The organism is Pseudomonas triticifolii (assembly GCF_014358015.1).
GTDB classification, from domain to species: domain Bacteria; phylum Pseudomonadota; class Gammaproteobacteria; order Pseudomonadales; family Pseudomonadaceae; genus Aquipseudomonas; species Aquipseudomonas triticifolii.
The window spans coordinates 63,911-76,893 of record NZ_JACONV010000014.1 but is presented as its reverse complement, the minus strand read 5'-3'; the positions used below and the strand labels follow the sequence as shown (position 1 = coordinate 76,893).

Annotated in this window: 14 protein-coding genes; 1 reads left to right on the top strand and 13 read right to left on the bottom strand. The window is 61.7% G+C overall.

The genetic code is table 11. The features are described 5' to 3' along the window. Positions 1-195: 195 nt before the first annotated feature. The gene (locus tag H8S56_RS17545) at positions 196-1,371 is read left to right on the top strand and encodes an MFS transporter (RefSeq protein WP_408003827.1); all 1,176 of its coding nucleotides are present in this window, start codon (positions 196-198) and stop codon (positions 1,369-1,371) included. Positions 1,372-1,558: 187 nt separating this feature from the next. Here H8S56_RS17545 and H8S56_RS17540 read toward each other — a convergent pair whose 3' ends face one another. From H8S56_RS17540 to H8S56_RS17480, 13 genes are all read right to left on the bottom strand, one after another. Then, the gene (locus H8S56_RS17540; RefSeq protein WP_187519323.1) at positions 1,559-2,278 is read right to left on the bottom strand and encodes an alpha/beta hydrolase; all 720 of its coding nucleotides are present in this window, start codon (positions 2,276-2,278) and stop codon (positions 1,559-1,561) included. Between the two features lie 75 nt (positions 2,279-2,353). After that, complete coding sequence (gene gspD / locus H8S56_RS17535) at positions 2,354-4,672, bottom strand: type II secretion system secretin GspD (RefSeq protein WP_187519322.1); 2,319 nt, start codon at positions 4,670-4,672, stop codon at positions 2,354-2,356. Continuing rightward, complete coding sequence (locus H8S56_RS17530; protein ID WP_187519321.1) at positions 4,672-5,202, bottom strand: type II secretion system protein N; 531 nt, start codon at positions 5,200-5,202, stop codon at positions 4,672-4,674. Before H8S56_RS17530 ends, gspD begins: the two co-directional genes overlap by 1 nt. Next, a complete protein-coding gene (gene gspM / locus H8S56_RS17525) occupies positions 5,199-5,810 on the bottom strand; it encodes a type II secretion system protein GspM (protein WP_187519320.1) in 612 nt (203 codons plus the stop codon). Before gspM ends, H8S56_RS17530 begins: the two co-directional genes overlap by 4 nt. Then, on the bottom strand, positions 5,791-6,873 hold the full coding sequence (locus H8S56_RS17520; protein WP_024685573.1) for a type II secretion system protein GspL: 1,083 nt from the start codon (positions 6,871-6,873) through the stop codon (positions 5,791-5,793). Before H8S56_RS17520 ends, gspM begins: the two co-directional genes overlap by 20 nt. Continuing rightward, positions 6,870-7,604 carry a type II secretion system protein GspK gene (locus H8S56_RS17515; RefSeq protein WP_024685572.1) on the bottom strand — a complete coding sequence of 245 codons (735 nt, stop codon included), beginning with the start codon at positions 7,602-7,604 and terminating at the stop codon, positions 6,870-6,872. The genes H8S56_RS17520 and H8S56_RS17515 overlap by 4 nt, the downstream gene beginning before the upstream one ends. Continuing rightward, complete coding sequence (locus H8S56_RS17510; RefSeq protein ID WP_032610376.1) at positions 7,601-8,230, bottom strand: prepilin-type N-terminal cleavage/methylation domain-containing protein; 630 nt, start codon at positions 8,228-8,230, stop codon at positions 7,601-7,603. The genes H8S56_RS17515 and H8S56_RS17510 overlap by 4 nt, the downstream gene beginning before the upstream one ends. After that, complete coding sequence (locus H8S56_RS17505) at positions 8,230-8,601, bottom strand: type II secretion system protein (RefSeq protein ID WP_024685570.1); 372 nt, start codon at positions 8,599-8,601, stop codon at positions 8,230-8,232. Before H8S56_RS17505 ends, H8S56_RS17510 begins: the two co-directional genes overlap by 1 nt. Further along, positions 8,601-9,035 carry a prepilin-type N-terminal cleavage/methylation domain-containing protein gene (locus tag H8S56_RS17500; protein ID WP_187519319.1) on the bottom strand — a complete coding sequence of 145 codons (435 nt, stop codon included), beginning with the start codon at positions 9,033-9,035 and terminating at the stop codon, positions 8,601-8,603. The genes H8S56_RS17505 and H8S56_RS17500 overlap by 1 nt, the downstream gene beginning before the upstream one ends. A gap of 7 nt (positions 9,036-9,042) precedes the next feature. Continuing rightward, the gene (gspG, locus tag H8S56_RS17495; protein WP_073163253.1) at positions 9,043-9,474 is read right to left on the bottom strand and encodes a type II secretion system major pseudopilin GspG; all 432 of its coding nucleotides are present in this window, start codon (positions 9,472-9,474) and stop codon (positions 9,043-9,045) included. A gap of 25 nt (positions 9,475-9,499) precedes the next feature. Further along, entirely contained in the window at positions 9,500-10,702 is a 1,203-nt protein-coding gene (gspF, locus tag H8S56_RS17490) for a type II secretion system inner membrane protein GspF (RefSeq protein ID WP_187519318.1), read from the bottom strand. Beyond that, on the bottom strand, positions 10,699-12,423 hold the full coding sequence (gene gspE / locus H8S56_RS17485; protein WP_024685566.1) for a type II secretion system ATPase GspE: 1,725 nt from the start codon (positions 12,421-12,423) through the stop codon (positions 10,699-10,701). The genes gspF and gspE overlap by 4 nt, the downstream gene beginning before the upstream one ends. A 103-nt stretch (positions 12,424-12,526) precedes the next feature. Beyond that, complete coding sequence (locus H8S56_RS17480) at positions 12,527-12,736, bottom strand: hypothetical protein (protein WP_032610375.1); 210 nt, start codon at positions 12,734-12,736, stop codon at positions 12,527-12,529. Between the last annotated feature and the right edge of the window lie 247 nt (positions 12,737-12,983).

Genomic DNA, 12,983 nt, shown 5'->3' with positions numbered 1-12,983 from the left:
TTCGATTCCAATCATCACTCATGGAAATATCTTGTATCACCTCGCCGCACCTACTTAATTGTCGGTAAAACCATTAGCCTGCTCGGCATTCCATTCTGAACGGTCCGCGCGCGGTTAAAGCGTGTGCGCAGGCCGATTGCACGAGCGAGACCGACAATGCCCCACTCGACCCCAAACCCTTCCGGCAGCCTCACCATGACCCGTGGTCTGGTGATGCTGTTTGCATTCTGCTGCGGCGCCATTGTCGCCAATATCTATTATGCCCAGCCGATCATTGAGCTGATCGCGCCGGACATCGGGCTGTCCAGTACGGCTGCGAGCCTGATCGTGGCGTTGACGCAGATCGGGTATGCGCTGGGTCTGTTCTTTCTGGTGCCGTTGGGGGACTTGCTGGAAAACCGCAAACTGATGCTGGTCACTACCGCCGTTGCGACGTTGAGCCTGCTGGGCGCGGCGTTCGCCGAACAGCCGAACCTGTTTTTGCTGGTCTCGCTGTTGGTGGGTTTCAGTTCAGTGTCGGTACAGATGCTGATCCCGCTGGCGGCGCACCTTGCACCCGAGGAATCGCGCGGGCGCGTGGTCGGCTCAATCATGGGCGGCCTGCTACTCGGTATCCTGTTGGCACGGCCGATTTCCAGCCTGGTGGCCGACCATTTCGGCTGGCGCGCGGTCTTCGCCTCAGCGGCGGTGGTGATGATCGGCATCAGCGTGGTGCTGGCAACCACGATGCCCAAGCGCTTGCCTGACCATCGTGCCACGTACGGCCAACTGCTGTTTTCGCTCTGGACACTGTTGCGTACCCAGCCGGTGCTGCGCCAGCGTGCGTTCTATCAAGCCTGCATGTTCGCTACTTTCAGCCTGTTCTGGACGGCGGTGCCGCTTGAACTGTCGCGCAATCACGGCCTGACGCAAACCCAGATCGCCCTTTTTGCGCTGATCGGCGCTATCGGAGCGATTGCCGCGCCCATCAGTGGCCGACTGGCCGATGCAGGCCACACCCGAATCGTCTCGCTAGGTGCGCTGCTGTTCGGCGCGCTGAGCTTCTTGCCCGGGCTGGTCCACCCGGTCTACAGCGTGATCGGCCTGGCCGTGACCGGCGTGGTGCTGGACTACTGCGTGCAAACCAGCATGGTGCTGGGCCAGCGCACCGTCTACGCACTGGATGCCGCCAGCCGCAGCCGACTCAACGCGCTGTACATGACCAGCATCTTCATTGGCGGGGCCATTGGGTCGGCAGTGGCCAGCCCGCTGTTCGACCATGGCGGATGGACCTGGGTACTGATCGCAGGCACCGCGTTGCCATTGATTGCGCTGCTGGCATTCTTGAAGGATGCATCGGGTGAAAAGGCTGCGAGGGTCGGCCGCAACTGAGCGATACCTGGCTGCTTTAGCGCACAGAAGCATCTGTGCGCGAGAGTCACATCGACGTTCAACTCTACATGCAGGCTCGCGCTCACCACGCACACCTTCATTTACTGAAGAAAAGCGTTTTTTGTGGGAGCGAGCTCGCTCGCGAAAGGGCCAGCGCCATCCAGGCGCTAGCCTTAAGCCAAGCGTATCAGCGAGCCGATTTTTCCAGCCATTGAGCCAGGTCCGAAACCTCGGCCCCACTCAGGCCGTGCCCCAACCCTTGATAGCCGTGAAACTCAGGTTTGAGACCGAGCGCTTTCAAGGTCGTCTCGGCGTCAGGGCCGCTGGCGTAGGACACCTGACGGTCTTCGGCGCCATGGCCGATAAAGACGTTCAGATGCTTGAGCGCATCGCTGGACTGGAGTCCGGATTTAACCACCGGCAGTAGTCGCCCGCTCAATGCCGCAATCCCGCCCACCAGCGCTGGCTGGCGCAGGGCAACCTCGTAGCTCATCATCGCGCCCTGGCTGAAGCCCACCAGAAACACCTTGTCCGGCTGCGTCTGGTACTTGTCCGTCGCCTGACCGATGAACGCCGTCAGCCGCTCGGTGCTGCTTTTCAGCTCGTCGGTCACGCCGTCGTATTCGGTTACGCCTGGCTTGCGTGTGAACCATTTGTAGCTGTCGGGCTGCAGTTCGACCGGGGCCTGTACCGACAGGTAGTTGTAACCGGAAGGCAGGCGGTCCTTGAGACTGAACAGGTCCGCCGCGTTACTGCCGTAGCCGTGAATGAAGATCACCAACGGCGTGTTCGGCTTGTCGCTACTGGCTTGAGCGAGGTAGTTCAGGGGCAGGTCGATGTGCAGGGTGTCCTGCGCCTGAACCAGCCCGGAGCAGACGAAAAGCAATGCGGCGAAAAATTTCAGCATCGGTCGATAACCTCGGTTGAACGCTGCCCACAGGCAGCGTTGTCGGTGGACGTCGGAGCGCAAGCTAACACACCCTCAGTTCTGCCCGACTTTGCGAGCGACCTCAGGCTTGAGCAACTGCATCTGCTGGCGATAGTCATCGGTGACCTGACGCGCCTGGCTGCTGCTGGTGATCACACGCGGGGTGATGAGCACGATCAGTTCGGTGCGATCCTTGGACCTGCTGGTCCTGCCAAACAGCCATTTGAGACCCGGAATACGTCCCAGATAAGGCACGGCGCTGACCGACTCGGCGTTGTCCTGTTTGATCAGGCCGCCCAGCAGCACTGTCTGACCGCTCTGCGCCGCCACCTGCGTTGCCACCGAGCGCGTGGAAATCCGGGGGTTGCCGTTCACATCCGTTGTGCCGCTGCTGTCGGCATCGCTGACCTGCTGCTGGATATCCATGTACACCAGACCGCCCGGATTGATGCGCGGCACTACGTCCAGAATCACACCGGTTTGCAGGTATTCGACACTGCTCAGGGTGGTGTCAGAGGTGTTGGTGTTGACGGTGGTCTGGCTGATGGGAATGTTGTCGCCGACCTGAATCTGCGCCTGCTGGTTATTCATGACCACCAGCGACGGTGCCGACAGCACCTGGGTGCGGCCGTTGGTTTCCAGCGCCCGCAAGGCGACCTGCAGGTTATTGCTGACAAACGAATAAAACAACGAATCCGTACCCGCCAGCGCTGCACCGCCTGCGCCGAGCGCACCCTGGCTGCCTGCCGTGTTGGTGACAGTGCCTGTCGAGTTGGCATTGCCAGCCAGACGCCCCAGGTACCACTGCACGCCCATGTCCAGATCGCCGGTCAGCTTGACTTCAAGAATGCGTGTTTCGATCTGCACTTGCAGCGGCGGGTTGTCGAGACGCTTGATCGCTGACTCGATTTCCTTCCATTGCGCAGGACGTGTACGGACCAGCAACTGGTTGCTGCTCTTCTGCGCTGTAATGCGGGTGCTGGCATCCAGGGACTTATTGTTGCCACTTGCGCCGCCCCCTTCGTCACTGGCGACATCGGCTTCACCGCCGCCCTGCTCATCCTCCGACTCGCTGTCGCCTTGACCGTTCATGCCCTGGTTGTTGCCAAAGCCACTGCTGCCGTTCATGCCGTTACCCATACCCCCGCCGCTCATGCCGCCGCCCAGGCTTGAGGAGCTACCCATACCGGTGCCGCCAGAGCCATTGAGCGAGGACATGGTTGTGGTACGCAGCCCGGGCGCGACCTTGGCCGGGGAATCGTCCTTGATCGCGCCGGTACCGTAGATCTGTCGCAGGTACTTGGCCAGATCGGTGGCTTTCATGTTGCGCACGTCGTAGACGTACATCTGCGGTTCGTTGCCGCCGCCTTCGTCAATGGTGTGAATCCACTCCCCGACCTCGCGCAGGTACTCGGGCTGCGAGGAAATCGCCACCACCGAGTTGGTACGCTCGATAGGCAGAAAACGCACCATGCCCGCCAACGGCATGCCGCTGTCAGGGCCGAACATTTTCTGCAGCTCGGGCATCAGTTCGCCGACCGAGGCGCGCTGGAGACCGAACACACCGACCGACATGCCTTTGAGCCAGTCCACGTCGAAAGTGTCGATGGTGTCCTGATAGTTGGCCAGCTCATCGGGTGTGCCAGCCATGCTGAGGACGTTGCGCGCCGGATCGACCAGCAGGAAGGCATTTTCCCGGGCAAAAGGCTTGAGCAGCTTCTGCATTTCGTTGGCCGAGATGTAGCGCAACGGGAACAGCCGCGCCGACATGCCCGCCGAAGGCTGCGCCACGCGCATTTCCGGGACCAGCTTGCCCGCGACTGCCTGGTTGGACGGCAGAATCACATAACGGTTGCCCTGCTTGATCATGGCGTTGTCGGTCCAGGACAGCAGGGTTTCCAGAATCGACAGCGCCTGCTGTTTGTTGACCGGTTTGGAGGTCGAGAAACTCACGTCGCCCTTCACGCCCTGGGCGATGCTGTAGTTCTCGTGCAGCAGGTCACCCATGATGCTGTTGATCACCGCCTGAATTGGCTGGTTGGTGAAATTGAACACAATATCGCCCGTCTCCCCGGCCTTCGCTGCGGGCGTGGCTGCGGGCGGGCGGATGAAACGCTGGTTGCCTTGAATGATCTGTCGTTGCGGCGAGGTGGCCGACGACTGAGGCTGGGCCTGAACCGGCAGTTGCTCGCTGCGCGGATCCACGGGTGGGCGTTGTGAACCGGTTCCCTGGAGCGCTTCCTGCAGCATGCCATTGTCGGGGTCGAGGGTGTCCTGTCGGGACGCGCAGCCGCCAAGGGCAACAGCGGTGGCAAGACAAAGCAAGGGGGTGCGCAAGGTAGCGATGGCGGAAACTCCAGAAAAGGTACCCATCACAGGGTCGAATCGTTGGTAAGGGAAATCGGGGGTGTCGTCGACGGCGGCGGCAGACGCGGCGCGGGAAGGCGCAGGGTCTCCTTGCGGCCATCGAGACTGAAGGTGGCCTGCATCGGGTCGAGCTGGTCCAGGGTCCAGCCATTGGCCAGCCGGTCACCCTGCCTCACTTTCAGCGCCGGGCCACTGGCCTGCTTGATCAGCGCGACACGCAACGTGCCGTCGAGAATGACGCCTGTCAGAGTGAGGCCCGCCAGACTGGTGGCTTGAACTTCGTTCTTGCGCACCGCGACATCAGGACTGCGGTCAGGGCTGAACAGGGGTGTTTTCCAGGTGTTGGCCAGACTGTCCAGTGTCGCCGTGGGCGCACTGTGAGTCTGCGCGGCACGATCAACAGGGTCGCGTGGTGCCTGCTCGGGTAGCCAGTGCGGCGAATGCGCAGCGCCACTGAGGATCAGGCTCGCCAGCGCGGCCAGCACGGCGGCGACGCCCAGCAACGTCCACTCCAGCGCACGCAATGAACGAATCATTGTTCGCCCTCCCCGGCAGAGGCCGGTTGCAGGTAGCCGCGCACCAGCAGGTGCACAACCAGCTTGCCAGCACCACCATTGGCCGGGGCGTTGGTGTCACGGCGCAGGCTCATTTCGTCGACGAACAGGAACGGGCGCTGATACTCCAGTGCATGCAGGATCGCCGTCAGCGGCTCAATGGCGCAGTTGAGGGTCAGGCTGACCTTGACCTGCCGATACGGCTCGGCGCTGTCCTGCTCGGGCGTGATGGGCATGCGCTGGGTCAGTGCGCAGCCGCCGCCGGTGCTGGCCTGACTGGTAATCAGGTCAGCGACACGCTGCATCAGGTCGGCAGCCACTGCGCTCGGGTCGTTGCCCGGCAACAGACTGGTGCTGCTGGCCGGATCGCGGCGCGCCTGCTCCAGTTGCTCACGCAAGGCGTCGCCCTGCTTCAAAAGACCGGCGTAACGCTGCTGCTGCTCGCGCAACTGTTCAGTCTGTTCGCTGATGTCACGCAAGGGACCGGCAAACCAGCTGTCGATCAGCAGCCAGTAAGCCAGATAGAGTACGAGCGCCAGAATCACCAGCGCCGCCCCTCGCCGTTCACGGCTAGTCAGTGGACGACGCATCGGCGTTCTCCTGCGGTTCTGATGGGTCCTGCGGCTGGCTTTGATGCAAGTGCGCGCGCAACGAATACTGATCCTTGCCGGTCTTGCTGTCGGGCTGGATCACGCCTTGAAACTGAGCGTTGTCCAGACTGTGGCAGTCCTTGACGCGGGCAATCAGCGCACTGGCCTTGGCACTTTGTCCGGCGAATGCGACTTCGGCGCTGTCGTTGATTTCCAGGTGTTCGATCCAGGTGTCGGAAGGCAGGCACGCGGTCAGCTCGCTGAGCAGCGCCGACAACGGCGGCTGCGCGGCCTTGCGGCGTAGCAGGTAATTGGCCGCGCCGAGTGTGTTGGTCAATTGCTGGCGCAAGTGCTGAACCTCGCTGACCTGCGCTCGCTGTGCCTTGACCTCGGCCTGCATCTCATCGAGCAATCGTTGACGGTCGTTGAGCCACAGCAGCATGGTACCCAGCAGCAAGCCGAAGGAAATCCACAGCAGCCAGCGTTGCAGGCGATGACCTGAACGCGACTGCTGTGGGCGCAACGGCGCGGGCAGCAGATCGATCCCCATGCGCTGCCCGGGTGTGCCGACATCGACAGCATCGGGGCGCAAGCCCAGAGCGGCACATTCTTCCAGAATGGCGTCCAGCCGTTTGCGCAACACTGCAACCAGCGTGACGTCAATGAAGCTGGCGTTGCGACTCTCCCGGCGAGCCACGAAATACAGTTGCCCGGCATCGAATGGCGTGAAGCGGTCCAGCTCGTAACCGATCACCGTCGACAGACTGCGCGCTGCCGCTACCGGCAACTGCAACGTCTGCACCAACACCAGAGACGGTGGCAGCAGCAGGATCTTTTGCGCGTCGGCACCGGTTGCGGCAATCGGTTCGACCAGCGGCCAGGCATGAATCTGCTCGACCGTCTCGCGCACCAGCCACTGGCGGACACGCGGTGGCAGGCAGGCGCGCAACTCTGCGCTCCACCATTGCCAGGCCTGTTGCCCCAGACTGCCACGCCATTGCTGGACGACCCGGTCGCGTAACGCGATCAGCGGTGCCAGACGTGCTGAAACGGATGCATTCATTCTTGCCAACGCAATACCCGATAGGGCTGTGCGCCTCCCTCCGATGGGCTCAATAAAACAATGGTCTGTAACAGGGCGACAACGCCGCCCGGTCGTTCTGCGCGGCTGTCGATGGCCAGCACCTCACCGGCATCGGCCCCCACCGCGCTCTGGTTCGGCAAATTCAGCGCCCGACGCAACAGCGCCGATGCAAACGCAGGATCGGGCCGGTCCAGCCCGCTCCATAAAGTCACTTCCGGCAACAGCCGGGCGTACAACGCCTGGGTCATGCCAGGCAGCTGACGCACCTCTTCAACAACCCGCAACGGTGACTGACCGTTATCGCGCTGCGCTTCCAGCGCCTGCGCGATGCCACTGGCCTGTCCTTTGCCCGCGCCGCAAGCCTGCAACAAACGGGCAACATCAGTGGCCGGCGCACTGTTGAGGTCCAGCTTGCCCCGCTCGCTGCGCACGCTGACCAGCAGTTGCGTGTCATCGAAACGCAGACCAATCGCTCGCCCATCGGCTACCCAGCGCTTGCGCTGCGCAGGATCAAGCAAACCCTGTACCGCTATGTTCAGGCCACCTTCAGCGGCCAGCAGTGCCTGGGTGTGCTGGCGCAGCCAGAGCGCCTGACGACTCTCCAGTTGCACCCAGCCGGCCAGTCCGCCAAGCAGCAGGCTCAGCAGGGCCAGAACCCAGAGCACCACCAACAGCGCCACGCCCTGCTGACGCGTGTGAACACAACTCATTGGCCGCCCGCCCCGCCGGAAAGATCCAGCCGCAGAGCCACCACTTCACTGACCCAAGGGATCGATCCCTTGACCTGTGCATCGATCCGCACAGCGCCAGGCAGACGCGTCGGCCAGGGCCACTGCGCCATCCACCCGGTCGGCTTGCCTTTGGGGTTCAGTCCGCGATAGCTGAAAGTCAGTGTTTCAACGTTATGCAGCAACACCTGAGGGTCGCCCCACGGTTCAAGTGCAATGCCGTTTGCCGAGGTTTTTATCCGCGCGAACTCAACCTGCAAGTCGCGCTTGCCCTCGGGACCGCTCAGTCCCAGGGTATGCACATGAATCCCACCCCCCAACTCCCCCGGCAACGTCGCAACAAAGCGCAGACGCTGTGCAGAGCCTTCGAAAAAACCGCTGTTGGCGTCATCCTCGGAGGACGTGTCCAACGGCAACGCCTGACTGATGGATGAACGCAAGAACGCCTGTGCGGCACGCGTTTCATCCAGACTCACGGTGTAGCGCTCAGCCTTGAGCACGGCCCGATTGGCACCCAGCAAGGCACCGGCAACCAGCACCAGCAGCACGCCCAAAAGGGTGATCACCAGCAAGACTTCGAGCAGGGTGAAGCCGCGCTGTCGGCCCATCAAGACCCGGCACCGGTCACCGCACCGCGCAGCCGCAAGGTACTGAACTGCGCGCGGCGCTGGTGTTCTTCCAGTGTCAGGTCAAGGCGAAACAGCCTGCTCTGATCGTTGCTGCCCGACACCTGCCGGATCTCTAGATTCCAGTCGATACCGGCCACCCGCCCTTGTCGCGAACCGCTTTCAAGCACGCCGCTGCTTTCCTGATCGAACACGGTGCGGGCCGCCAGGCTCAATCGGTCGCTGCGCGAGACCTGTTGCAGCGAACGCGCGCTCTGCCCGAACGCGACCAGCAAGACGCCACTGCACACGGCCATGACCGTCAGCGCGGCGAGCATCTCCAACAGCGTGAATCCCGACTGTGAGGGTTTCATTACAACGACCGGACCTGGACGCTGCCCGTCAGCCAGCCAATGTCGATCCGCCAGCGTCTGTCGCCATCGGCCACCAGCACGTTGCCACCGCTGGAACCACCGTCGGGATAGAACTCCACTGCCGACCCCAGATCCGAGGCGGTCTGCATCGTGACCTGCAGGCTATCTGGCCAATGCTGCTTACGTTTGCCGGGCGCCTTGAAACTCAGATGACGCAAGTCGAATTCGGTCCGTGCCGGCTGACCGGTCACGATGGCGCGCACCCGCGTCGCGCGCAGGGCTTCGACCATGTCACCCACCGCGCGACGCTCCTTGGCAGCGCTCAACCCCTGTTGCAGACCAAACCCCACCAGACCGACAGCGATGCTCATCAACACCAGCACCACCAGCATTTCCATCAGGGTAAAACCACGGCTTGCAACAGGCGCTTTCATTCGAGGATTACTCCCAGTTGCCCAGATCAGCGCTGTAACCTTCGCCACCTGGCTGGCCATCCTGACCGTAGAAAATCAGGTCGAAGCTGCCATGCTGGCCCGGGAAGCGATAGCCGAATGCATGGCCGAACGGATCCTTGAGGTCCGAAGGCTTGGCGTACGGGCCATTCCAGCCAGCGGCGTTGCCAGGCTTGTCGGTTAATTGCTGCAGCGTCTTGGGCGGCGAGCCGACATCCAGCGCATAGCTTTCAATCTTCATGCCCAGGCTCGCCAATTGCGCCTTGCCCGCACCGTATTTGCCCTTGTCGACGTTGCCGCCCACCTGGCGCACAACGATGGTCGCCACGATGCCCAGCAGCACGATGACCGCGAGCATTTCCAGCAAGGTAAAGCCGCTTTGTCGGCGCGCGAGGGTGAAGCGTGTACGGCTAAAACTCATCGGGATGGTGTCCTCGTTCATGGATTCAGATGTTGCTGGTCAGGCTCATCAGCGGAAGCATGATCGCCAGCATGATCACCGCGACCATGCCTGCCATCACAACAGTCAGTGCCGGGACCAGTGCTGCCAGCATGCGGTCAATGCCGCGCTTGGCCTCGACGTCAAAGACATCGGCCACCTTGAGCAGCATGCTGTCCAGTTCGCCGGCCTGTTCACCGACCTCGATCATTTGCAGGGCCAGATCCGGTAGCAGCGGCTGCGCGCCAAAGGCACTGGCCAATGTGCCTCCGCCTTTGACCGACTCGGCGGCCTGCGCCACCTGCGCTTGCAGCGCACGGTTGGTACAGACCTGCCGGGCAATCACCAGTGCCTGCAACAAGGCAACGCCATTGCTCAAGAGCGTGCCCAGCGTGCGGGTCAGACGCGCCGCCTCGATGCGCTGCAGCAACGGGCCGATGACCCGAATACCCAGCACGCGCCGATCATGGCGTTCGCGCCGCTGTGGATCGCGCATGGCAATGACCAGCCCCCAGATCATTACGATCAGGCCAGCGAATACGGCCAGGCCGTAATCACCGAGAAATTGTCCGAGGTCCAGAATCACCTCGGTGATCAACGGGATTGGCACCCCGAGGTCCTTGAAGATCGGTACGAACTGCGGCACTACGTAGGCCAGCAGCAGGGCCAGCGAGCCCAGTACGCCGACCACCAGAAACGCAGGATAAATCAACGCATTGATCACCTCGCCGCGCAGCAACTGGCTGCGCTCCAGGTAATCGCTCAACTGGCGCAAGGTACTTTCCAGTGCGCCACCGGCTTCTCCCGCACGCACCATGCTGATGTACAGCGGCGAAAACTGGCTGCCCTCTTCTTCCAGCGCCACCGACAGCGGCTTACCGGCCTTGACCTGCTCGCGAATGCGCTCGATCAGCGCCTTGGTCTGCGGTTGTCCAGGCTGTTTGAGCAGAATTCCAAGAGATCGTTCCAACGGTTGCCCTGCTCCCAGCAAAGTCGCCAGTTGCTGGGTGAAACTGACCAGCGCTGCGCCGTTGAGCAAACCACTGCCCAGTGCCCGTCGCAGCCCGCCCAGACTGGCGCTGTCGATCTGCAAGACCATCAGGCCGCGCTTGTGCAGTGCCGCCACGGCAGCGTCCTGATCGCGAGCTTCCAGCGTGCCGTTCTGCTGAACGCCCTGGGCGTCGAGCGCGCGGTACTTGAACAGGCTCACGTGCCTTCGCCCCGGGTAACGCGCAGCACTTCTTCAAGCGACGTGACGCCGGCCACTGCCTGACGCAACCCCTCTTCATGCAGGGTTCGCAAGCCGCCGCGACGGGCCGCCTCTTCCAGCGTGGACGCATCGGCATGACGCATGAGCAGGCTGCGCAGCTCTTCATTCATGACCAGCAATTCGGTGATTGCACTGCGCCCGCGATAACCTGCGCCCGGTGCATCCGCACGCGGCCGATAGAGGCGGATCGGGCGCTCATCCGTGAACCGATCAAGGCCGTGCTCAGCGATCAACTCAGGTGGCGCATCGAAGGCCTCGCGGGTCTCGGGGTCCAGACGGCGTACCAGACGCTGAGCCAGGATGCCGTTGACGGTCGAGGCAATCAGGTAGCTTTCCACGCCCATGTCCAGCAGACGGGTAATACTCGCGGCGGCACTGTTGGTGTGCAGCGTGGACAGTACCAGGTGACCGGTCAGCGAGGACTGAATGGCGATGCGGCAGGTTTCAAGGTCGCGCATCTCACCGATCATGATCACGTCCGGGTCCTGGCGCACGATGGAGCGCAAGGCACCTGCGAAGTCCAGGCCGATGGAAGGCTTGACCTGAATCTGGTTGATGCCTTCGAGCTGATACTCCACCGGGTCTTCAACGGTGATGATCTTGCGTTCGGCGGTATTGAGCCGAGACAGTGCGGTATAAAGCGTGGTGGTCTTGCCGGAACCGGTAGGGCCGGTGACCAGCAGAATGCCGTGCGGCCGTTCGAGCACGTCGAGAAAATCATCCAGACGTTCGCCGTCGAACCCAAGGCTTGGAAAGTCGAAATCAATGGTCTGACGGTCCAGCAGACGCATCACCACTGACTCGCCAAAACTGGTCGGCACGGTAGAAACCCGCAGGTCCAGTTCCTTGCCCTGGATTCGCAGCATGATCCGCCCGTCCTGTGGCAGGCGGCGCTCGGCGATGTCCAGCCGGGCCATGATCTTCACGCGGGAAATCACCGCCGCCGAAGAACTGGACGGCGGCGCTTCGGCCTCGTGCAGCACCCCGTCGATGCGGTAACGAACCTTGAGCTGGCTTTCGAACGGCTCGATATGAATGTCGGATGCGCGCTGCTCGACGGCGCGCTGCAGAATCAGGTTGACCAGACGAATCACCGGGGCCTCGGACGCCAGGTCCTTGAGGTGCTCGATGTCTTCGAGCGAGCCGCCTTCGTCGTCAAGGTTTTCGATCAACGTGCCCATGGCCGAACGCCCCTGACCGTAATAGCGCTCGATCAGCGTTTCCACTTCGTTGCGAGGGCCGATCGCCACCTGCACAGGCACTTCGCAGGCGTATGCGATGGCCTGAAACGGGTAAAGCACAGAAGGGTTGGCGCTCAGCACCTGCACACCCTCTTCACTCCAACTGACTGGCACCACCTGATAGTGACGCATGAAGCGTTCGGTCAAGGGGGGCAGCGGATCCAGGAGCGGCGGCAGCGCGTCGGCCATCAATAAAGGGGCTTGCAGCAGCGCGGCCCAGGCCCGCGCCAGCTCGAATTCGGATACCAGTCCCAGACGCGTCAGCAGACCCAGCAGTTCAGTGCCTTCAGACTCTTGCTGCAAGCGTTGTGCACGCTCCAGATCCTGCAGTTTGAGACCCGCATTTTCCGTCAGCCAGGCGCACACCTGACCTGCATCGGGAATCAGTATTTGGGAGGCATCAACGGGAAATGAAGACATGGGCGAGGACATCTACTGCATCGAAGGGACAGATTCACGGCCCTCGCCTGCCTAAAAAAGAGCAGGGAGCGCCGTGGTCAGAGGCATCAAACGGCAGGTTTGACTACTTCTGAGGAGAAGTGTTCTGCGGGCGACCACCTTTTGTGGTTTCGGTTTTCTGCTGCTGCGCTGCCTTGGCGTCTGTGGTCTGGGTCATGACGGTCGAATCACTGGTCCCGGAAGTCGCATCGGCGTCAGTCGATTCGGCAGCAAAAACAGCACTGCTTAGTGCCAGACCCGCAATAACGCCTGCTGCCATACTGGACAACTTCATAACTAATACTCCACTGAATAAAATAATAAGCCCACAACAAAGAGGGCCATAGGGGTCACGAGTGAAAAACCAACAACTGCCACCACCTCGAAAATCCGAGGCCAACGTGCGCACCTGAAAAATCTTAAACCCATCGACCAGTAGGTTTAAGAAGAGTTCCTAAATTGTAAAGAAAAAACACCGAAATCAAGAAAAATACGCTTTTATTTGACAATCACGCTCGATTTTCGACTTAATTGTAACGCTT